Here is a 20792-nt window from a genome sequence, read left to right on the forward strand (position 1 = left end):
ATGAGGACAAGATGCAGATATTTGATTACCAACCCCCAGCTGTTCCTTGGCTAGACATACGCTATAAAGATAGAGATCTGATTATCATCAATAAACCTTCGGGATTATTATCTAATCCGGGTCGAGCAGCTCACACCTTCGATTGCGCGTTAACCCGCTTACAAGCCCTTTATCCAGAAACGATTTTAGTGCATAGGCTCGACTGCGCGACCTCGGGCATTATGGTGTTCGCCCGTAATAAAAAAGCGGAGTCGCATTTAAAAACACAGTTTCAAGATAGACAGAGTAAGAAAGTCTATATTGCCGAAGTGATGGGACATGTGCTGCAAGATCAGGGGATTATTGACCTCGCGATAGTGCCAGACACTGAACATCCGCCCTATCAAAAAACGCTACAGGCGGGAGAGACTGGCGGCAAAAGCGCCCTCACTCACTACCGTGTATTAGAGCGCCGAGAAAACAGCACCTTAGTCGAGCTTTCGCCAGAAACAGGCCGCACCCATCAATTGCGTGTGCATATGCTTGCCCTAGGCCATGCGATTTTGGGTGATGAGTTTTATGGTGATGCCGAGGTTATCAAGGCCAAACCGCGTTTATGTTTACATGCACAAAGCTTAAGTTTGACCCATCCCTATTCGGGTAAATCGCTGTTTTTTAGCAGCAAACATCCATTTACTGAATAACTTAAGCCACTCGTTACAATTCCATAAAAGCAAAAGGTCGCGACTTAGCTCTTAGCTATCGTGCGACCTTAGTTATTTACAGATTTGACTGTCGTCGTTTAAGCGACGCGTATACCTTGACCAAAATCGACATCAGCCGCTAATTTTTCCGCTTGGAAATAACAGCCCTGCTCATTACAAAATTGTAATTGCTGCGACGATGTCACGATAAAGAATTCACCAAAGAAATTGCCGCCAACATCTTCCAGCTTATGGCCCTCAGGAGTTTGCGTCATATAGACTTCATCTAAACTATGGCAGCCATCACTAAACCAAGTTTCTAAAAAATATTTATCGTCTTCTTTATAGAGGGTAATTTTGTCCCCCAATAAAGGACGCCCATCTAACCAACGACCTATAATTTCACGATTTTGCATATCTGTCTCCCGCCAATGAAGGCGACGGCGTTTTTCGATCCCAGACATCCTGATATCCTTATGCAATACCCAATCACCTAAAGTGAATGTCAGTTGTGGTAGTACATTAAGCATAGAACCCATTTAACTCTTTACTCCCCACAGCAGCAAATTACTTCAAATCGCCCGTAAAATGTAATTTTTGGGTTAATTTAAATTTGCTAAATATTTAAAATATAAAAGATAAATACCTTTGACTAATTAATCGGCAGTGTAGCTCAATCTAAAAATAAAAACGCGATCTTTATCACTATTTACTTATCGCTAAAGTAAAGGCAGCTAAAAGACTTATCTAGCGAGCTGAATAAAAACACCGCGCTGTATAGACGTCGATAAAATGAGAACGGCAGCCAAACAGACCAACTGGCAATGTCAGCAAAAGTCCAATAAATCCCCTCTATATTACTAACTGCCCTCATAACATCCTTGCTAACCGTTATGCGTCAAGTTGAAGAGTTTGTATGGCACTTAGTCACAAGCGCCAATATATTTTCCATTGCCAACGAGTTTCGACTTGATTTTCATTGACTCTTCAGAGATTGTCACTTCAAGCTTAGAAGTGAACGTTTTCCCATTGAAACGCATTTCACCCACTGTTTTAGATGCACCATCAGGGCTAGTGCATGATGTTTCAAACACCATCTTGTTAGCACTGATCCAATTGCTGTTAGTTTGGCATTCTTCGCCTTCATTTTCTTCAGGCTCTAAATCAAATGCAGAGGCGATGTCATTTATGCATTCAGTTTCCGTGTAATCAGGCCTTTTGGCCATGCTCCGCATCATTTTCTCCATTTCAGGAGGTGCGTCTATTTCTACTATTTCGGATTTCCAAGTGGTTTCCCATAAACCCGGTTTGAAGTCATAGTTTTCAGCGTAAAGATGAGTTGATGCCACTATGAGTCCAGTTAACATCACTTTAGTAATTAGGTGGGTCATTTATTATTCCTTTAATCAACCTGAGATCGGTTTAACAAGCCATAACTGTAATAGCATTAAACTCTGCGTTAGTGATGTTCAGTTGTGGCTTATTGTCTTTCAATTGATAGGCGATGAGTCCCGCAATCATGTTGAGCATAAAACCATGTACGCTGCGGTGTCTAGAGTGCTCTATTTGAGAGATGTTTTTTAACTGGTCGTTGATGGTTTCTATGATGAAACGTCTCGACAGCATCGCTCTATCCCACAACGACATCGCTTTTACTTTCATATTCTTACGCACGTTTGTCACCAGTGTGATGCCTTTCTCCAGCAATTCACTGGACAGTGCTTTACTGATATACCCTTTATCTGCATAGAGTTTATTCATGTCACTGTGCACCATCTCGTTCACCAGTTTTGTGTCATGTACATTCGCTGGGGTCACTTTGGCCGCCACTATTCCGCCTTGATGATTCACAATCAAATGCAGCTTAAAGCCATAGAACCACCCCATGGTGCCTTTACCTCTGCACGCCTGTCCCGCCAAAGTTTTATGGCGATGAATACGTAGGTTATGACACACTTTGATGCTGGTTGAATCAACAAATTCGATGCCAGTGGGGTCACTCTTGAGGCTGGCAAAGTAGCTGCAAAGCGACACTAAAGCCTTGGGCATCACCTCAAGAAAGCGGGTATAGCTGAGTAAATTAGGAAAAGCGGATTTGTAGAAATGAGCCAGATAGCCGATGTAGAAGTTCTTGAAATCACGGTGGTGAGACATCTGAAAAAGTATGATGCTGGTCATCACTTCGCTCATCGTCATACGGCCAGGGCGTTGACGCTTGCGTATACCATCGGTTAACAGCGTTTTTTCCCATTCTGGAATGAAAACAGCGCAAAAATCATCGACATCGCAAAACACTTCCACTAATTTATGCATAGGCCCTCCGGTGTGATGGGGTTTCTCTTGGTCGAAAGATCCGATCACTTGGAGGGCTATTAGTTCAACATTTCTTATCCCGAGTTCAGGTTAATTAATGAAAAACAAGTAAGGTTTTAGTGCCTAGCGCCCAAATTTAGCACGCAAAGTCGTGCTGCGGGTTGAGGTCGCAGCCAGCAATTTTGCTGGCTTTAACATTTGTTTTTAGGGGCGACAACCATCTTAATCGTCCGACCCACTATAAACATCTAAACTTAAAACAATTCTACGTTGACCAAGTGCCAGCATGATTTCAGGTGACAAGCTCAAACCATCATTCCAGTTGCCCATAAACAAGCCGCAGAACATGTCAACTTTGTAGCTTTGGTAAAGCTTTTCCCATATCGCTAAGTCACTTGTTAGCTGGGATAAAATTGCTCCAATCTGCGTGTTTAGGTCTTCTGGCTCTCTCTTTTTAGCCTGAAAATGCCAGCTACCCGTTTTGGCAATCCGCACTTTTCCACTGGTTTTGCTGACATCTTCATCACCTTTCTTTTTACTTTTAGTTGCTGTACCACCAAGTAAATTTGATACGTCTTCAGGTATCAAATCATCCCCGAAGATCCGAAGAGTGGCTTGTGAATATTCAAATGCACCCATAAAAGGCCCTAATGCTGAGCTAAAAAGCGCCAATGCAGCGTAGCGCTGAAGAATCCCCTGATGATTTACATATAAATCATTAGATTGGAGTGAGCTTACACCTTGAAGTGTGATCAGATGGAAGTGCGAACAAACATCAATCACAGGGCATTAAGGTGCAAGTGTTAACTATCTTACATCAATCTCTCTATCAACATTGTCCAGAAATCCATCAAAAGCGACTCAATACCCTCATGGTTGCTTGCCGAGCACTTATCAATGCGGATTGCCTCACCCTAACGCATTTAGGGCGGCACATTGATGGCACCAGCACTCATACTAAGCACTCAATAAAGCGCATGGATAGATTGTTGGGCAACCCGCATCTTCACCATGAAAGAATGGCTGTTTATCAGTGGCATGCAAAGTGGCTGCTAACCGCACATACGATGCCGACAATATTGGTGGATTGGTCGGATATGCGTGAAGGTCGTGAACTGATTGCACTACGCGCCTCTATTGCTATCAAGGGCCGCTCAATCACGCTCTACGAGCGAACATTTCCGTTAATCCAGCAAGGGACTCAAACCGCCCATAATCAGTTTCTGAATGAACTCCATAAAGTCTTACCTGACAACATTACCCCGCTGATAGTCACTGACGCTGGCTTTCGTAATCCATGGTTTCGCAAAGTTGAGCAGCTCGGTTGGTATTGGCTGGGTCGTGTCAGAGGATTAAGTGTCTATCGGCCGCACCCCTTCGGTCGCCAATTTTCGCTAAAAGCGCTTTATCCCAAAGCCAGTCGTCGCGCAAAACATGTTGGACGGGTGGCGTTATCGGTAAAGAAACCCTTGTTATGCGAGATGGTATTGTTCAGGGCTCCAAGTAAAGGCAGAAAAGGTCAGCGAAGTACGACAACAGACTGTCACCATACGGCGCAATGGACGTATGAACTGACCGCCAAAGAGCCTTGGGCACTGGTGACCAACTTGACCATAGAAGCCATGTCGCCTCAAAAACTGGTTAATATTTACCAAAAACGGATGCAAATAGAAGAAACCTTTAGAGATTTAAAAAGTCCCGCTTATGGCTTTGGTTTACGTCATAGCAGAACACGTTATGCGGCGAGGATGGACATACTGCTATTGATAGCGTTATTGGTGCAACTGGCATTTTGGTGGGTAGGATTATACGGTGAAACACAGCAATTACAGCGGCACTTCCAAGCCAACACGGTAAAGAAAAGGAATGTGCTATCAACACTCAGGATGGGCAAAGAACTGCTGCGGCGACGGTATGATTACCCCATATCAGCAGATGATTTGCTTCGTGCTGCGAAGAAACTAGCTGAACTCTCATTAACTCATGGTTGTTGGGGTTATGAATTATGAGGGGATCCTACAGAGCGTAGCGTTGGCGTCCATAGAAAAATAAAAACGCGCACACTTAACTACCTGTATTAACTAGAAGTTATCAGCTTTATACCGCTTTTCATATACAAGAATCCATCAGAAAGACACGCATGCGCGTTTTCCAGACCTATTATCCTAAAACGGTAACCTGTAAGTGTTTAATTTTAAATATTTTTAGATTTAGATGTTTGAGATAACACGCACGTGTATTGACAGAAAGCACTCACAAACAAGCAATTTAGATACGATTGTATCTCTTCCAGTTTCTACGACTCTTGATGAAGAGTTAAGCACAAGGGGGATGTAGCGTTATTTCTACAAATCTAAAACTCAATCCTTTGGTATGAATATGCTCCACATATTGTCCACTTTCGTTTTTTAGTTTGGTTTGATCATATTGATGAACTCGCAACAAAAATAACTCAAGAAATTGTTTTTTTAAAATTTTTACATAACCCCATAACGTGCGCATTTCATATATCAAATGGACTTATAGGAGCTTGTTACATCTTTTATTGCCAATTTTAATAGGGTTTCTGATATAACCCATAAGTGAATTACCGCACAAATAAGACCAAGTGATATTTCAATATCCCTACAAAACAAAAATAAAGCAGGAAGCGCAATGCATAACATTCATCGTCGTCACTTTCTTAAGGCAGCGGGTGCAGCTACCGCCGGACTCGTCACAGCCAATATTGCCCTCAACGCCTACGCCAGTAGCGTCGCCCCTAAACCGCAAGCGGGTAAATCCGTTATCGGACTCATAGCACCCAAGATGGACGTGGTTCGAGTTGGCTTTATCGGTGTTGGCGAGCGTGGCTTTAGCCATGTCGAGCAATTCTGTCATTTAGAAGGCGTTGAACTTAAAGCCATTTGTGATACTCACCTAGCGGTGCTGGACAGAGCCGTGGATCATATCGTTAAACAGAATCGGCCAAAACCGGCTGTCTATACAGGTAATGACCTGAGCTATCGCGATCTCTTAAGCCGCGATGATATTGATATTTTGATCATTTCTACTCCATGGGAATGGCATGCACCTATGGCGATAGAGACGATGGAAAGCGGTAAACATGCCTTTGTCGAAGTACCGTTAGCACTCACAGTAGAGGAATGCTGGCAAATTGTGGATACCGCCGAACGCACTCAGAAAAACTGCATGATGATGGAAAACGTCAACTACGGCCGTGAAGAACTTATGGTTCTCAACATGGTACGCCAAGGTGTGTTTGGTGAGTTGCTCCACGGTGAAGCCGCTTATATCCACGAGCTACGTTGGCAGATGAAGGAAATAGACCATAAGACGGGCTCATGGCGGACTTATTGGCATACCAAGCGCAACGGTAACTTGTACCCGACCCACGGTTTAGGACCAGTTTCCCAGTATATGGACATCAACCGCGGTGATAGATTTGATTATCTAACCTCGATGAGTTCGCCCGCTCTTGGCCGTGCGCTCTATGCTAAACGTGAATTCCCCGCCGATCATGAGCGTAATCAGCTCAAGTACATCAATGGGGATATCAATACCAGTCTGATTAAGACCGTTAAGGGCCGGACCATCATGGTGCAGCATGACACGACGAGCCCAAGACCTTACAGCCGCCACAATTTGATCCAAGGGACAAATGGCGTGTTTGCGGGTTTCCCGAATCGTATCGCCGTCGAAAATGGTGGCTTTGGTCAAAGTTACCACGAGTGGGATATGGACATGCAAAAGTGGTATGACAAATATGATCACCCTCTGTGGCAGCGCATAGGCAAAGAAGCTGAGATTAACGGCGGCCACGGCGGCATGGATTTTGTGATGTTATGGCGCATGATTTATTGCCTGCGCAATGGCGAGGCCTTAGATCAGGATGTGTACGATGGCGCGTCTTGGTCGGTGGTGAATATCTTAAGTGAACATTCAGTCAATGACCGCAGTAATTCAGTCACCTTCCCAGATTTTACCCGCGGCGCATGGCAAACGGCCAAACCCTTAGGGATTGTCGGCGCTTAAGCAGCGGCTTTCGCCAAACTCATCATTTTGATGGGTTCACCATAAGGATAAGTGCCTCGGCCTTATCCTTTTTCTTTTCTTAAATGAAGCTTAGAGATGCCCACACCATCAATAGCAATAAGGGACAAGCAATTAGGGGCAACAAACTCATGATAAGAAACCAACTATAAACGCTAATAGTAGCCAATTTCTTTGATTTTCAAAGAAAAATCACCACTCTGCTGGGCACCAATCACTAGCCCTAGACTACAGACTTGGCTTAAATCTATTGCCACTCGGGAAATCGGTTTACCCCGACATTGGGGCAAGAAGTCACTGAAGGGAATTTCTATCCGCTGCCAATTCAAGACTCTAGCGCCACTCACGCCAAACGTTTGATGACTTGGCGCGGGCATAGGCGCTTGATAAACCGTGCTTTGGGGTGTGTCGACATCCTTTAGATTCACTTTATAATCTTTAGGTCGGTCGCCATCGAGTTCGACATAGATCCCAGTAAATCCACTGACATCTATAGGGCTAAACTCACAACGCACTGAAGCAAACCCGCCGCCATTTGCCAGCGACACATGGCCACTAAACTCACCATAGCCTAAAGGTGACACCGTCATCTTACTGCGGGACAAACCGCCCATCACAGTGTCATTTATTCCATACCAGGGCTTTGCGGCATCTAGCACTTTAAAATCAAAAAAGATCATAACGACTCCCATAAAAAAAGCAGCCACCTAAGTGACTGCTTCCATAATACTTTTCAATACGAATAACAGCCCTCGTTAACGCAGTTTAGCTTTATTCTCAGCGGCTTCACAAGCAGCAGCGGTAAAGATAACGTCAGTAGAGCTGTTCAATGCGGTTTCGGCTGCATCTTGAACCACACCAATAATAAAGCCGACAGCGACTACTTGCATGGCGACATCATTAGAAATACCAAACAAGCTACAAGCCAGTGGGATCAACAGTAATGAACCACCCGCCACACCCGAGGCGCCGCAAGCCGAAATAGCGGCGACAACGCTCAATAACAATGCGGTGAGTAAATCGACTTGAATGCCCAAGGTATGCGCCGCAGCTAAGGTCAATACCGTAATAGTGATCGCCGCGCCGCCCATATTGATGGTGGCACCTAAGGGAATAGAGACTGAATAAGTGTCTTCATGCAGATTTAATTTTTCACACAGCGCCATATTCACCGGAATATTCGCCGCACTCGAGCGGGTAAAAAATGCCGTCACGCCACTTTCACGCAAACAACAAAATACCAACGGATAGGGATTACGTTTAATCTTCACGTAAACAATTAAAGGATTAACGATTAACGCAATAATGGCCATCGCACCTAATAACACAGCCAATAACTGCGCATAACCCGCAATTGCGGCAAAACCGGTTTCAGCAAACGTCGCAGCAACTAAACCAAAAATACCAATAGGTGCTAAACGAATAATGAAATGCACCATTTGCGAAATGCCGTGGCTCATGTCGGCAAATACTTGCTTAGTCGAATCGCTAGCATGATGTAAGGCTAAACCTAAACCCACACCCCAAGCAAGAATACCAATATAGTTGCCCGTCATTAACGCATTCACTGGATTATCAACCAGTTTAAATAATAAGGTATTGATCACTTCACCAATACCTTGTGGAGGACTTGTGCCTTCCACACCAGCAACCAAAACTAAAGTCGTGGGGAAAATAGAGCTTAAAATCACAGCAGTTAACGCCGCGGCAAAGGTCCCCAATAAATACAGGATTACAATTGGGCGCATATTGGTTTGCGTATTTTTCTTTTGATTGGCAATCGACGATGCTACTAAGATAAATACCAGTATTGGAGCAATCGCTTTTAGTGCTCCAACGAATAAACTGCCTAAGAAGGCGATATCTTTTGCGCTATCGGGTGAAAAACTCGCTAACACCACACCAGCGATAATCCCTAATAAGATTTGTAATACGAGACTGCCATTAGCCAACTTAGCTAATAATGATGATTCTTGTTTCATGGTTTAACCTGTCGTTATTATATTTCGGTTGAGATCCCCAACGCGCACCTTCGGAAATGAGGCCAATAAGGTTTTTATAGGATGTGACTAGACTTGTCTAGTTTTGCGGGGAAATAAGCTAACTAAATTACCCTTGTCCCGCAAAAAGCATACAAAAAACTAACAAGCGCCTTATTGGCGCTGCTTCATGGCTAAATCGGCACCACGCAACATGGCATCAATCAACTCGTGGGCATCGAACTTAGTCAGCGCTTCATTTGCCCCCACTTGGTGGGCCTGACTCACGCTTATTTCGCTGGATAAAGACGTGTGTAAAATGATGTAGGCCTTGGCAGTCAGTGGATTATCACGCACCTCAAATGCCAGTTCGTAACCATCTAGTCCCGGCATCTCGATATCACTCACCAGAATATCTATGGGATGATGCTCTAGTGCCGCTTGTTCCATCATGACTAAGGCTTCTTTACCGTCGGCGGTCACTCGATAAGGGATGTTGATCATATCAAGGGCATCGGATAACTGCTTACGTGCCACCTTAGAATCATCCACTAACAGGATATTCATGGGTTTGAGTTTCTCACGCTGCACATCGGTCAAGATTGCCCGATTTGCCTGTGGGTTATTCGGGAAAATTTTCGACAGCAATAACTCAACATCGAGCAATTGTACTAACTGGTCCTCAAAACGAGTCACGCCAGTCAAGTAAGCATTCTTGCCCAAATTGGCAGAAGGTGCCTCAATATCGCGCCAATTACATTCGATAATCTTATCGATACCACGCACTAAAAAGCCAATGATCATCCGCTGACAGTCAGTGATGATGATGTAGCATTTTTCCCGCTCTTCAGGGGCTATCGGCCGATAACCAATCGCAGCCGCCATATCTATGATAGGAATAGTATGGCCACGAATCGTTGAAGCACCAAGAATCGTCGGATGAGATTGGGGAATTTTGCTTAGCTGTGTGTACGGCACCAGCTCACGCACTTTCAACGTGCCTAAGGCAAACACTTGAGTCTGTGATAACCGAAACAGTAGTAATCCCTGTGACTGACTTGCCTTACTTTTCATAATTAGATAAATAACTCACTAAAAACAACCTTCGGATAGCTTAACCTTAACACAGTAAAATTTTGATGACTAAGGTCAAACGAATGAAACTATTATTACCTATTTATTAATAGGTTCGATGCCAATCGCCGAGAAATGCTTAGTCTTGCAATGCATACAAGACATCAAAGGCGAATTGATCCCAACCTTCGGCAGTAAAAGCGATATCGCGAATATTACGAACTTGGCTCACCGCATGTAATGGCGCTGCACCATTGACCATCAAGTAATAGGCCATGATAAGACTGGTGCGATCCTTGCCAGAGCGACAATGGATCACGACAGGCAGCTCATCGGCTTCACATTGCTGAATAAAAGCGAGTGCCTTGGGCAACTGAGCGACACAAATCGCCACATCCCCATCTTGGGGCGGCACATTGCGCGAAAAGGGAATACATTCGTAACGTAAATCAAGCTGCTTAAACGCACTCGGCTCGCAGCCCTCGCCCCCATTGACCGACAGAATGGCACCAATACCGGCCTCTTTGAGCGCTTGTAAATCCCAAGGATCTTTATTAGGGCCACTGCGCCCTGCGACTTTACCTTCAACTAACCAGAATAAGTGTTGCATAAACCTTACCTACGACAAGTGAGATGACAAGGAACGCCAGAGATAAGCTAAGAATAGCTTGTTTCCAACGACTTAAGATTTTTTACCCCAAAATTCAGCATTGGCAGGCGGTAACTGTTTACGTTTTTTTTTACCCGAACCTTCGGGCTTGGCGACAGGTTTAGCTTGTTCTAACAGTTCGGCTGGCATTTCATCATCGGCTTCAAAACCGACAATTTGCTCACGCACTAACTTAAGCTTGTTCTTTTTCTCTATCACGCCAAAGTGGTGATAATCCTCATGGGAAATCAAGGTCACAGCTAAGCCCGCTTCACCGGCGCGGCCACTACGGCCAATGCGATGCATATAATCCGCTGGGCTTCTTGGTAAATCAAAGTTGATCACCACAGGCAGTTTATCGATATCGATACCACGGGCGGCAATGTCAGTGGCGATTAACACACTGATCTCACCATTTTTAAACCCATCGAGCACTCGCGTACGTGCGCCTTGGGCTTTATCGCCATGGAAGACTTCGGCACTGATCCCACGTTTAGACAATTTTTGCGCTAAATGATTACAGGTATTTTTGGCACTCACAAAAATCAACGCCTGTGACCACTGATGTTCTTTAATCAGATGCGCCAATAATGCGGTTTTCATCGGACGATTAACGGTAATCACCCGTTGATGAATCGTGCTTTCTTGTTCACTTTGAAATTGATATTCAAGCGGATCATTCAGCAGTTTTGCCGTTAATTCGCGGACTTCTTCAGGGAATGTCGCTGAGAATAATAAGGTTTGTTTCTTGACGGGCAAAGCGTCGAGCACTTGAGCTAATTCTTCAGTAAAACCAAGGCTTAACATGCGGTCAGCTTCATCTAGCACTAAGGCGCTGACACGATTGAGTTTGATGGCATTACTCGACAACAGATCTAACAAACGGCCCGGCGTTGCAACTAGGACGTCAGCGCCAGAGCGTAGACTCTGCATTTGCGCATTCACCGACACACCGCCAAACGCAGCGACAATTTTTAGCTTGCCATTGAGATGTGAGGCATAGGATAAAAAGCTGTCGGCGACTTGTTGTGCTAATTCACGGGTTGGGACTAAAACCAAACAACGAATATAAACGCCGGTCTTATCATCAGTTTTTGCTTCAACAAGTTGTTGCAACAGCGGCACGGCAAAGGCTGCCGTTTTACCCGAGCCCGTATTAGCACCGGCTAACACATCGCGCCCCGCAAGCACAGCAGGGATCGTCGCCGCCTGTACTGGTGTGGGCGAAACATACGCTAATTCGGTTAATCGATTTAGCAAGGGTGCAATAATGCCGAGTTGGGCAAAGCTTGCCGCAGAGGAAGAAGCCTGAGTCATAGAAAGTTTAACTGCTCACCAATATCTTAATAGGCGGCTATTCTAGCTTAAATATCGAGGCAATGCTTGGCAGTTTCCAGCGTTAATAACTGCTGTTTCATCGCAAGCCCATAGGCGTAACCCGTTAACTTGCCATTTTTGCCTATCACTCTATGGCAAGGCACGATAATCGCAATGGGATTGGCACCATTGGCAGCGCCCACGGCGCGCACCGCCTTAGGCCGACCAATTTGCTCGGCAATCTGCCCATAGCTGCAGCTCTGACCATAATCTACATTGAGCAAAGCTTGCCAAACTTCACGCTGAAATTCAGTGCCTTTAGGTGCAAGCTTTAAATTAAATTCAATCAGTTCACCTGCAAAATAATGCGCGAGCTGCACTTGAGTTTCACTAATATGCGCCTTAGCTTGATTGAGGACATCCTCACTCACCTTAGCAAGCACAATCTCAGTGCGATCCGAGCCGACAACCGTTAAATGACTCAGCCCATAGGCATTGGCATTTAACTGCAATATTCCGGCAGGACTCATAAAAGTATCTACGGCACAGGGCTGATACGCAGCAATACTCGGCGCTTGGCTCAATTGACGAATCGCATGTTTCATAATCTGTCTCTTTGTTTGCTCTAAATTTGGTTCTAAATTGGCTCTTAACTTAACGCTAAATCATCTTTTTAAACTAGCAGTTAAATGTGAGGCGGCTTGATGGTTATTGATGCCAAAGCTGAAAAGTTAAATAACTGCCCCAAGGCGCGATTTCTTGACTCAGTTGCTGACACAGTTTCGGGTAGTTGACGGCACCCGCAGCGGCTTCATCCAGCCTATGGGTCTTGCCATACAAAGCAAGCAAATGCTTTTTAACAATCAAATCGGTATGCAAAAACACATTGGGATCGCCCAAACCGCGGAGCTTAGCATACGCTATTGTCCATGGACCTATGCCCTTAACGCTGAGCCAATCATCGACACTCGCCTCAGGATGATCGCAGATAAACGCCGCGAGCGCATTGAGGGCTAATTTACGAGCGCCCGGCATTTTTAGCTCAGTTAAACTCGCCTCACGAATAGCCTCGGGTGTAGGAAATAAACGATACTCGCAACCATTGAGACTAAAGCGCTCACCATAGGCTTCAACCAATTGATTAAGTAGCTTAGTCGCCTGCACTACCGTCACTTGCTGGCCTAAAATCGCACGGCAGGCCGCCTCAAATAAGGAGCCTGCACCGGGAATGCGTAATCCCGAAAACGGTGTTAATCCTAAACTTGGTAGCGCACTTAAGCCTTGTTCAATCAACAGCATATCCGCATCGAGATCTAAAATGCGTCGCACTTCAGTGACCAGCAATTGCAGCTCATCGACAGGAGAGTCTTCGGTCAACATTATCGCGAGTTTGAAGCGATTTAGCTTAGGCTCATGGATAATGTGCACTGTGCCGCGCATCTTACCTAGGGCAAAACAACGACCATATTCGAGCCCATTATCGCCAGCTTTGGCCTCATCTACCACGGACGCCTCATCGCCAACGACATCGCTCGCTTGTGGATGACTCATCTGCGGCGTGAACCATTCCATCCCTGTTACCGCACGTAATCGATAAAACGCCAGCTGCGATGCCCAATCCAATGGCGGCCGATAATACTGATACAAGGTTAATCCATAGTGCGGCACAAATTCCCCCATAGTATCAATCTCATCTAATCCTGTTAGTGGCTCAATCATGGACTCCTTTGCCGCTTTGGTTAATGTACTCTTTCTTAACTGGGTCGGCGTCAATTGCAAGGTTTGCTTAAACGCCTCATTGAAACGGCGAATACTGTTGAAACCCGCCGCCATCGCGACTTGAGTGATGGGTAATTGGGTTTGGTGCAATAATTGTTTAGCAAACAGTAACTGCCGATATAAGGCATATTGTTTTGGCGAAGTGCCAAAGCCTTCGGTAAAGAGCTTATTGAGATAACGACTGCTGATCCCTAATCGGTCAGCCAATTGTGTTACTGTCGAAGCTGGCTCTCCCGATGATTTTCCCGCTAAGGCGCCCGCTTCGATTAAACTAATGGCCCTCGCTAATGTTGTGCCAGTCCCCTTCCAAGGATTCGATCCCGGCGCACTGTCGGGCCGACAACGCAAACATGGGCGTAATCCCGCCTGCGCGGCTTTAATGGCCGAATCAAAATAACGCACATTTTGCTCTTTTGGCGCGACGGCGGGACACACAGTTCGGCAATAAATGCCTGTCGTTAATACGCCCACAAAAAACTTACCATCAAAACGCGGATCGCGGCTCATCCTCGCCTCACGGCAAATGGACGCAGAAAGTAGCCCCGCACTGGACTCCAGTGAATGCACCGAATCTATTTCATCACGCTTAATCGCACTCTTAGACACTCTATCTGCACTCATTTTTCATCACGCCCGACAATATTCGCTCACAATTAATTTCTTGTTCATTACTTTACGTAAAACTAGCATGTAGCACTAGCGGAAAACGGAACTCAATCATTTCAATGCTTTTAGGGCATGAAATCTTATATGCCCAAGCTACCTGAAGATACGAGTTTCAGAGCGTCTAGGGTGCTTCAATTCAAGGCGCATCAATGACAGAATGTCGGCCACCTTTTGAATTGGTGCAACACGGAAGTGGAGTGTCCTAGACGCTCCGTCCCGGCGGCTGATGTTAACCACGGGGTAACGCACTTTATGCCGTGTTGGTTATTTTTAACTTAGTCCACTAGGTCTGCAAATAACCGCCTTGCCTAAAGTGCGTTAAATTCCCGCTGAATCCTGCATCTTCAGGTTGTTTGGGTATATGCTAGAGCCGACTATTTTTTATCTCACCATAGAGTTAATTCATGTTTAAACGATTTGAATCCTGGGTTGAAGCCCTACCCGATGATGAACCCACTAAACCACCCACAGGGGTTTATGCTTTTTGTCGCCACTACACTAAGGGCTACGAACTGCCGCTGATCTTAATGTCAGTGCTGACCGCCATGCTGGCCATGCTTGAAGTGTCACTATTCGGATTCATGGGCCAATTAGTTGATTGGCTGGTGAAAAAAAATCCCGAAACCTTATTCCAAGACGAAGGCACGACCTTAATGCTGATGGGAGGTATGGTGATAATTGTGATGCCAATATTGGTATTACTGCATGCGCTTATCATGCATCAAACCTTGCTCGGCAATTATCCTATGTCGATCCGCTGGCTTGCACACCGTTATTTGCTAAAACAAAGTGTATCGTTTTATCAAGATGATTTTGCTGGCAGAATCGCCACGAAAGTGATGCAAACATCCTTAGCCGTGCGCGAAACGGTGATGAAATTGCTCGATGTGTTGGTATACATTTTAGTGTATTTCACCTCAATGCTGGTGATGATTGCCAGCGCTGATCTGCGCTTAGTCATACCTATGCTCGTCTGGCTTGCACTGTATGTTGGTCTGCAATGGTACTTTGTGCCTAGACTAAAAAGTGTCTCTACCGAGCAAGCAGATGCGCGCTCAACCATGACAGGCCGTATCGTCGACAGCTATACCAACATCACCACAGTGAAGCTATTCGCCCACACGCAAAAAGAAGCCGAATACGCCAAATCCAGTATGCGGATATTTTTAGACACGGTTTATCGCCAAATGCGCTTAGTGACGGGCATCAGCGTCAGCGTGCAAATCATCAACTATCTGTTGGCCTTTAGTATTGCAGCAGTATCGATAGCCCTATGGACCGATAGCGCAATCACGGTCGGCGCCATCGCCATTGCGGTCAGTTTAGCACTGCGCTTAAACGGCATGTCACAGTGGATAATGTGGGAAATCAGTTCGTTATTCGAAAATATCGGCACGGTTACCGATGGAATGAACACCTTATCGAAAACAACGATCATCCAAGATGAGCCAAACGCCAAGGCGCTGGTCGTCAATCATGGCAAGATTGATTTCAACCAAGTGTGTTTCCATTACGGTGAGCAGACTGGCGTGATTGAAGATCTGAATTTGAATATTAAAGCAGGTGAAAAAGTTGGCTTAGTGGGGCGTTCTGGCGCAGGTAAATCGACCCTAGTGAATCTACTAATGCGATTCTACGATGTTGAAAAAGGTCAGATTAATATTGACGACCAAGACATCAAGATGGTTATGCAAGATTCACTGCGTTCGCAAATTGGCATGGTGACCCAAGATACCTCCCTCTTGCACCGCACCATTCGCGAGAATATTCTTTACGGCAATCCCAGTGCCAGTGAAGAGCAACTTGATCGCGCGATTAAACAAGCTCAAGCCTATGACTTTATTCAGGAACTCAGTGATCCTAACGGTAATCATGGCTTAGATGCCCAAGTGGGTGAACGCGGCGTAAAACTCTCTGGTGGCCAAAGACAGCGTATCGCCATCGCGCGAGTTTTATTGAAAAATGCGCCCATTTTACTGCTTGATGAAGCCACATCTGCGCTAGATTCCGAAGTCGAAGCTGCAATCCAAGAAAGTTTGTATGAATTAATGCAAGGCAAGACAGTGATCGCAATTGCCCATCGACTTTCTACTATTGCCGCGATGGACAGGTTAATTGTATTAGATCAAGGCCGAGTCGTTGAGCAAGGCACGCACCATGAACTCATCGCCGCAGGCGGTATTTATGCTCAATTATGGGCCCACCAAACCGGTGGATTCTTAGGTGTAGACTAAGCCAAAGGTGAGATGACTAAAGGTGACACTCAGCAGTGAGTGTCGCCTTTTTTATCTCAAATAAGTTTCCGCCTAATTCTGCCCTCTTCCCGCAAAGCTTCACTCTTACACTCGCCCGCATATTCACCGCAACGATACGCTATTCAGCTATTACAATAGCTACCGTAAGAACGGTTCACTTCAAACTTCACTCGTTGAACGATTGGAAACAAGAGATAAACTGCGCTTAACGGCTCAACTTATCAGCATTGAGAGTAGCTGCATTCAAAGTGCCAACACACTGAACAATCCGAAAGGTGAGTTTTAGCTATGGATTAGCGCAAAGTTAAGCAAGAAAACGCTTCAATAATCTTTATCACACGATTGAACAGAATGACTTCACCACACTAAGTAAGCCTTTCGAAGCATTATTTATCTTAATGTGGATGGTTTGAATTGTTGGGTAAATTCGGCAAATAACTCGGGGCGTATGACTCGTAAATGAATCGGGGAGATCTCGATTTAATATTCAAAATTCAGACACAAAAAAACCACCTTGAGGTGGTTTATTGTCTTTAACCAAAGTTTCGATAAACCTTGATTAAAATTGGTATCCCCTAGGGGATTCGAACCCCTGTTACCGCCGTGAAAGGGCGGTGTCCTAGGCCTCTAGACGAAGGGGACCCGGACTTATGATTTAACTCGTAACCGAGCTTTGTAACACATTCACTTCAGTAGGCTAGGAAGCAAATGCCTTGTTCTTACCAAACAACACGTTAGTTATTTGCTAGGAACCAAAATGTGGTATCCCCTAGGGGATTCGAACCCCTGTTACCGCCGTGAAAGGGCGATGTCCTAGGCCTCTAGACGAAGGGGACCCGGACTTATGTTTTAACTCGTAACCGAGCTTTGTAACACATTCACTTCAGTAGGCTAGGAAGCAAATGCCTTGTTCTTACCAAACAACACGTTAGTTATTTGCTAGGAACCAAAATGTGGTATCCCCTAGGGGATTCGAACCCCTGTTACCGCCGTGAAAGGGCGGTGTCCTAGGCCTCTAGACGAAGGGGACCCGGACATATGATTTAACTCGTAACCGAGCTTTGTAACACATTCACTTCAGTAGGCTAGGAAGCAAATGCCTTGTTCTTACCAAACAACTCGTTAGTTATTTGCTAGGAACCACTCTCTATAAAATATAGATGGTATCCCCTAGGGGATTCGAACCCCTGTTACCGCCGTGAAAGGGCGGTGTCCTAGGCCTCTAGACGAAGGGGACCCGGACTTATGATTTAACTCGTAACCGAGCTTTGTAACACATTCACTTCAGTAGGCTAGGAAGCAAATGCCTTATTCTTACCAAACAACACGTTAGTTATTTGCTAGGAACCAAAATGTGGTATCCCCTAGGGGATTCGAACCCCTGTTACCGCCGTGAAAGGGCGGTGTCCTAGGCCTCTAGACGAAGGGGACCCGGACATATTAATTTGAACCTAACGTTCCCGTTTAACATCTACGGCCTCATATGCACTCTTCTAAATAACGAATTGTGCCTGGGTGCATTAATTTAAACTTTCGTTTCTGCTTAATAAGGCAGTAAATTGGTGGAGCTACACGGGATCGAACCGTGGACCTCTTGCATGCCATGCAAGCGCTCTCCCAGCTGAGCTATAGCCCCAAATTTTTGTCAACACAGCTAACTTTAGCAGTATATGTATCAGCAGAAATTTAGATTTTGTTCTTACCAAATAACTCGTTAGTTATTCGCTAGGAACCAATATTTGGTATCCCCTAGGGGATTCGAACCCCTGTTACCGCCGTGAAAGGGCGGTGTCCTAGGCCTCTAGACGAAGGGGACCCCGGACATATTAATTTGAACTTTTCACTAGAAAAGGTTCCCGTTTAACATCTACGTAAGTTTGGTGGAGCTACACGGGATCGAACCGTGGACCTCTTGCATGCCATGCAAGCGCTCTCCCAGCTGAGCTATAACCCCAAACCTATCGAACTACATTTAAGTGCACTGCAAGCATTTGCTCGACTGTGTCTCAACTGCGTGGCGCATTCTATGCAGCGCACCTAAAAGTGTCAACTCGTTTTTTTAGGAATTTATTCTATCTGCTACAAATTCAATCGCTTTGGATATTCTTTGCTCAGAACGGCTTCTTCCAATTAAAAATAGTGTGATATCTAAGCCTGGAGACTGCCCTGCCCCTGTTACTGCAACACGTAAAGGCATACCGACCTTACCCATACCCACATCTAATTCAGTCGCTGTATCTTCAATTGCCTGATGAATAGCTTCAGCTGTCCACTCAGTTAATGCCGATAATTTCTGTTGCACCAGTTGCAATGGCTCTAACGCAACACCGCGTAAATGCTTTTTCGCCTGTGCTTCATCAAACTCAGCAAAGTCTTCATAGAAATAGCGGCTAGATGCAGCTAACTCTTTTAGAGTCTTAGCGCGCTCAGCTAATGCAGTGACCACTTCAGCTAATGCTGGGCCATTTGACAGATCAATTTTTTGATCGTCCATGTGCCATTGTAAGTGTGTTGCCACATATTCTGGATCTAGGCTCTTTATATAATGTTGGTTCAACCACACCAGTTTATCGGTATTAAAAGCAGAAGCAGCTTTGTTGATGTCACTCAACTTAAAGAATTGCTTCATTTCTTCTAATGAGAAAATCTCTTGGTCGCCATGTGACCAACCTAAACGCACTAAATAGTTCAGCAGTGCTTCTGGTAAATAGCCATCGTCACGGTACTGCATTACGCTAACAGCGCCATGGCGCTTGGACAACTTAGCGCCGTCATCACCTAGAATCATAGATACGTGTGCATATTCTGGGATCGGCGCCCCTAATGCTTTAAGAATGTTGATTTGACGCGGGGTATTGTTGATATGATCTTCACCACGCACCACACAAGTGATCCCCATATCCCAATCGTCAACCACCACACAGAAGTTATAGGTTGGCACGCCGTCGGTACGGGCGATGATCAAGTCATCTAATGCATCGTTAGAAAATTCAATCCGACCACGAACATGATCATCAAATACCACTGAACCACCGATTGGATTTTTAAAACGCACTACAAATGGTTCATCAGTCTCGCGAGCGGGTAAGTCGCGACAGCAACCATCATACTTTTGTGCTTCACCGTTAGCGGCCTGTGATTCTCTTAGGGCATCGATTCGCTCACGTGAACAGTAACATTTGTACGCTGTGCCCTTTTCTAACATTTGAGCAATGATTTCGTTATAACGGTCAAAACGCTTGGTTTGGTAATATGGGCCCTCGTCCCATGTCAAACCTAGCCAGTTCATGCCTTCTAAAATCGCATCGCAAGCGGCTTGAGTCGAACGCTCAATATCAGTGTCTTCAATACGTAATACAAACTCACCGTTATTTGCACGGGCTTGTAACCAAGAATAAAGTGCCGTACGGGCACCACCAACATGCAAGAAACCGGTAGGACTAGGGGCAAAACGCGTCTTAGTTGTCATAATGGGACACTAACCTATATAAAGTCGTCTAGATAAAGACAATCACGATAAAAAAGTGGGCTTATTCTAACAGTCAAAGCAGGCGCTGCAAATGGGACAAGCTTCACAGTATCACTTATCTGGTTAAATCGTGTCGCGAATCCCTCCCTTTTATAGGGAAGCCAATATAAAGCGATATATAAAGGTGGCACTATTGCTATCACCACCATTGATTAATGCTAACACTTGAGATGATTTTTCAGGCTTTATATTCCAACCCCTAAATCTCTACACCTATATTCCTTCGACTATAAATATCTGCGCCATCGAACACGCGCATCTATACACTATCAATGCACTCATACTATTTAGTACGCTAATTTTTATAAATCACTCACTTCCTCAGCACTTTTACCACAAAAAAGTCCGGTGAATGGGATGAGTTCAACTCGTATTTAATCGCGAGCGCCCAAATTGCATACCATTGACTGGCGAATTAAATAACACTTTGATCGGCGGCATGATTAGCATTAAGCCAATGTGGACAAAAATAGCGCGACCAATGCTTTTTTCACT

16 protein-coding genes and 8 tRNA genes are annotated in these 20792 nt (G+C 45.2%); 4 read left to right on the forward strand and 20 right to left on the reverse strand.

Going from position 1 to position 20792, the window contains the following annotated elements:
• The first annotated feature begins 11 nt into the window (after nt 1-11).
• The gene (locus L5M28_RS02215; protein ID WP_219251542.1) at nt 12-683 is read left to right on the forward strand and encodes an RluA family pseudouridine synthase; all 672 of its coding nucleotides are present in this window, start codon (nt 12-14) and stop codon (nt 681-683) included.
• A gap of 98 nt (nt 684-781) precedes the next feature.
• Here the strand turns inward: L5M28_RS02215 and L5M28_RS02220 are convergent, their stop codons facing one another.
• From L5M28_RS02220 to L5M28_RS02235, 4 genes are all read right to left on the reverse strand, one after another.
• Nucleotides 782-1222, reverse strand: a complete 441-nt coding sequence (locus tag L5M28_RS02220; RefSeq protein WP_131523165.1) for a hypothetical protein — start codon at nt 1220-1222, stop codon at nt 782-784.
• 384 nt (nt 1223-1606) lie between these two features.
• Nucleotides 1607-2074, reverse strand: coding sequence for a DUF3617 domain-containing protein (locus tag L5M28_RS02225; protein ID WP_263166667.1), 468 nt, complete (start codon nt 2072-2074; stop codon nt 1607-1609).
• Nucleotides 2075-2105: 31 nt separating this feature from the next.
• Nucleotides 2106-2996: an IS982 family transposase gene (locus L5M28_RS02230; protein WP_263202333.1), complete on the reverse strand. Its 891-nt coding sequence runs from the start codon at nt 2994-2996 to the stop codon at nt 2106-2108.
• A 222-nt stretch (nt 2997-3218) separates the two neighbouring features.
• Nucleotides 3219-3635 (reverse strand): DUF4279 domain-containing protein, encoded by a 417-nt coding sequence (locus L5M28_RS02235; RefSeq protein ID WP_263146159.1) that lies wholly within the window; start codon nt 3633-3635, stop codon nt 3219-3221.
• 155 nt (nt 3636-3790) lie between these two features.
• On the opposite strand from L5M28_RS02235, the gene L5M28_RS02240 reads away from it, so the two are divergent.
• The gene (locus L5M28_RS02240) at nt 3791-5005 is read left to right on the forward strand and encodes an IS4 family transposase (protein WP_263202334.1); all 1215 of its coding nucleotides are present in this window, start codon (nt 3791-3793) and stop codon (nt 5003-5005) included.
• Between the two features lie 646 nt (nt 5006-5651).
• Entirely contained in the window at nt 5652-7031 is a 1380-nt protein-coding gene (locus L5M28_RS02245; RefSeq protein ID WP_263202335.1) for a Gfo/Idh/MocA family oxidoreductase, read from the forward strand.
• 173 nt (nt 7032-7204) lie between these two features.
• On the opposite strand, the gene L5M28_RS02250 is transcribed toward L5M28_RS02245, so the two are convergent.
• The 7 genes from L5M28_RS02250 to L5M28_RS02280 all read right to left on the reverse strand — a co-directional run bounded on the left by L5M28_RS02250 (nt 7205) and on the right by L5M28_RS02280 (nt 14468).
• Nucleotides 7205-7729 (reverse strand): CIA30 family protein, encoded by a 525-nt coding sequence (locus L5M28_RS02250; protein ID WP_263166662.1) that lies wholly within the window; start codon nt 7727-7729, stop codon nt 7205-7207.
• A 75-nt stretch (nt 7730-7804) separates the two neighbouring features.
• Entirely contained in the window at nt 7805-9031 is a 1227-nt protein-coding gene (gene sstT / locus L5M28_RS02255; RefSeq protein WP_263202336.1) for a serine/threonine transporter SstT, read from the reverse strand.
• A gap of 171 nt (nt 9032-9202) precedes the next feature.
• Nucleotides 9203-10102, reverse strand: coding sequence for a chemotaxis protein CheV (locus L5M28_RS02260; RefSeq protein WP_028761082.1), 900 nt, complete (start codon nt 10100-10102; stop codon nt 9203-9205).
• A 139-nt stretch (nt 10103-10241) separates the two neighbouring features.
• Nucleotides 10242-10712, reverse strand: a complete 471-nt coding sequence (locus tag L5M28_RS02265) for a dual specificity protein phosphatase family protein (protein WP_028761083.1) — start codon at nt 10710-10712, stop codon at nt 10242-10244.
• A gap of 72 nt (nt 10713-10784) precedes the next feature.
• The gene (locus tag L5M28_RS02270) at nt 10785-12068 is read right to left on the reverse strand and encodes a DEAD/DEAH box helicase (protein ID WP_263202337.1); all 1284 of its coding nucleotides are present in this window, start codon (nt 12066-12068) and stop codon (nt 10785-10787) included.
• 47 nt (nt 12069-12115) lie between these two features.
• A complete protein-coding gene (locus L5M28_RS02275) occupies nt 12116-12673 on the reverse strand; it encodes a methylated-DNA--[protein]-cysteine S-methyltransferase (RefSeq protein ID WP_263202339.1) in 558 nt (185 codons plus the stop codon).
• Nucleotides 12674-12776: 103 nt separating this feature from the next.
• Complete coding sequence (locus tag L5M28_RS02280; RefSeq protein ID WP_263202341.1) at nt 12777-14468, reverse strand: DNA-3-methyladenine glycosylase 2 family protein; 1692 nt, start codon at nt 14466-14468, stop codon at nt 12777-12779.
• A 449-nt stretch (nt 14469-14917) separates the two neighbouring features.
• On the opposite strand from L5M28_RS02280, the gene L5M28_RS02285 reads away from it, so the two are divergent.
• A complete protein-coding gene (locus L5M28_RS02285) occupies nt 14918-16747 on the forward strand; it encodes an ABC transporter ATP-binding protein (protein WP_113941006.1) in 1830 nt (609 codons plus the stop codon).
• A 587-nt stretch (nt 16748-17334) separates the two neighbouring features.
• Here the strand turns inward: L5M28_RS02285 and L5M28_RS02290 are convergent.
• The 9 genes from L5M28_RS02290 to gltX all read right to left on the reverse strand — a co-directional run bounded on the left by L5M28_RS02290 (nt 17335) and on the right by gltX (nt 20237).
• Nucleotides 17335-17410: transfer RNA gene (locus tag L5M28_RS02290), tRNA-Glu, on the reverse strand.
• Nucleotides 17411-17528: 118 nt separating this feature from the next.
• A tRNA-Glu gene (locus L5M28_RS02295) sits at nt 17529-17604 on the reverse strand.
• Nucleotides 17605-17722: 118 nt separating this feature from the next.
• Nucleotides 17723-17798, reverse strand: a tRNA-Glu gene (locus tag L5M28_RS02300).
• Between the two features lie 131 nt (nt 17799-17929).
• A tRNA-Glu gene (locus tag L5M28_RS02305) sits at nt 17930-18005 on the reverse strand.
• 118 nt (nt 18006-18123) lie between these two features.
• Nucleotides 18124-18199 (reverse strand) — tRNA-Glu (locus tag L5M28_RS02310).
• 129 nt (nt 18200-18328) lie between these two features.
• A tRNA-Ala gene (locus tag L5M28_RS02315) sits at nt 18329-18404 on the reverse strand.
• Between the two features lie 104 nt (nt 18405-18508).
• Nucleotides 18509-18584: transfer RNA gene (locus L5M28_RS02320), tRNA-Glu, on the reverse strand.
• A 62-nt stretch (nt 18585-18646) separates the two neighbouring features.
• A tRNA-Ala gene (locus L5M28_RS02325) sits at nt 18647-18722 on the reverse strand.
• A 105-nt stretch (nt 18723-18827) separates the two neighbouring features.
• Nucleotides 18828-20237, reverse strand: a complete 1410-nt coding sequence (gltX, locus tag L5M28_RS02330) for a glutamate--tRNA ligase (protein ID WP_105252064.1) — start codon at nt 20235-20237, stop codon at nt 18828-18830.
• Between the last annotated feature and the right edge of the window lie 555 nt (nt 20238-20792).

It is taken from the genome of Shewanella sp. SW32 (assembly GCF_025653365.1).
Classification (GTDB): domain Bacteria; phylum Pseudomonadota; class Gammaproteobacteria; order Enterobacterales; family Shewanellaceae; genus Shewanella; species Shewanella oncorhynchi.

Bases quoted from the DNA above. Each gene is read 5' to 3' on its own strand.
- L5M28_RS02260 (WP_028761082.1), bottom strand. From the start codon at position 10,102: ATGAAAAGTAAGGCAAGTCAGTCACAGGGATTACTACTGTTTCGGTTA.
- L5M28_RS02275 (WP_263202339.1), bottom strand. From the start codon at position 12,673: ATGAAACATGCGATTCGTCAATTGAGCCAAGCGCCGAGTATTGCTGCG.
- L5M28_RS02245 (WP_263202335.1), top strand. From the start codon at position 5,652: ATGCATAACATTCATCGTCGTCACTTTCTTAAGGCAGCGGGTGCAGCT.
- L5M28_RS02215 (WP_219251542.1), top strand. From the start codon at position 12: ATGCAGATATTTGATTACCAACCCCCAGCTGTTCCTTGGCTAGACATA.
- sstT (WP_263202336.1), bottom strand. From the start codon at position 9,031: ATGAAACAAGAATCATCATTATTAGCTAAGTTGGCTAATGGCAGTCTC.
- L5M28_RS02280 (WP_263202341.1), bottom strand. From the start codon at position 14,468: ATGAGTGCAGATAGAGTGTCTAAGAGTGCGATTAAGCGTGATGAAATA.
- L5M28_RS02235 (WP_263146159.1), bottom strand. From the start codon at position 3,635: ATGGGTGCATTTGAATATTCACAAGCCACTCTTCGGATCTTCGGGGAT.
- L5M28_RS02250 (WP_263166662.1), bottom strand. From the start codon at position 7,729: ATGATCTTTTTTGATTTTAAAGTGCTAGATGCCGCAAAGCCCTGGTAT.
- L5M28_RS02230 (WP_263202333.1), bottom strand. From the start codon at position 2,996: ATGCATAAATTAGTGGAAGTGTTTTGCGATGTCGATGATTTTTGCGCT.
- L5M28_RS02270 (WP_263202337.1), bottom strand. From the start codon at position 12,068: ATGACTCAGGCTTCTTCCTCTGCGGCAAGCTTTGCCCAACTCGGCATT.
- L5M28_RS02285 (WP_113941006.1), top strand. From the start codon at position 14,918: ATGTTTAAACGATTTGAATCCTGGGTTGAAGCCCTACCCGATGATGAA.
- L5M28_RS02220 (WP_131523165.1), bottom strand. From the start codon at position 1,222: ATGGGTTCTATGCTTAATGTACTACCACAACTGACATTCACTTTAGGT.
- L5M28_RS02265 (WP_028761083.1), bottom strand. From the start codon at position 10,712: ATGCAACACTTATTCTGGTTAGTTGAAGGTAAAGTCGCAGGGCGCAGT.
- gltX (WP_105252064.1), bottom strand. From the start codon at position 20,237: ATGACAACTAAGACGCGTTTTGCCCCTAGTCCTACCGGTTTCTTGCAT.
- L5M28_RS02225 (WP_263166667.1), bottom strand. From the start codon at position 2,074: ATGACCCACCTAATTACTAAAGTGATGTTAACTGGACTCATAGTGGCA.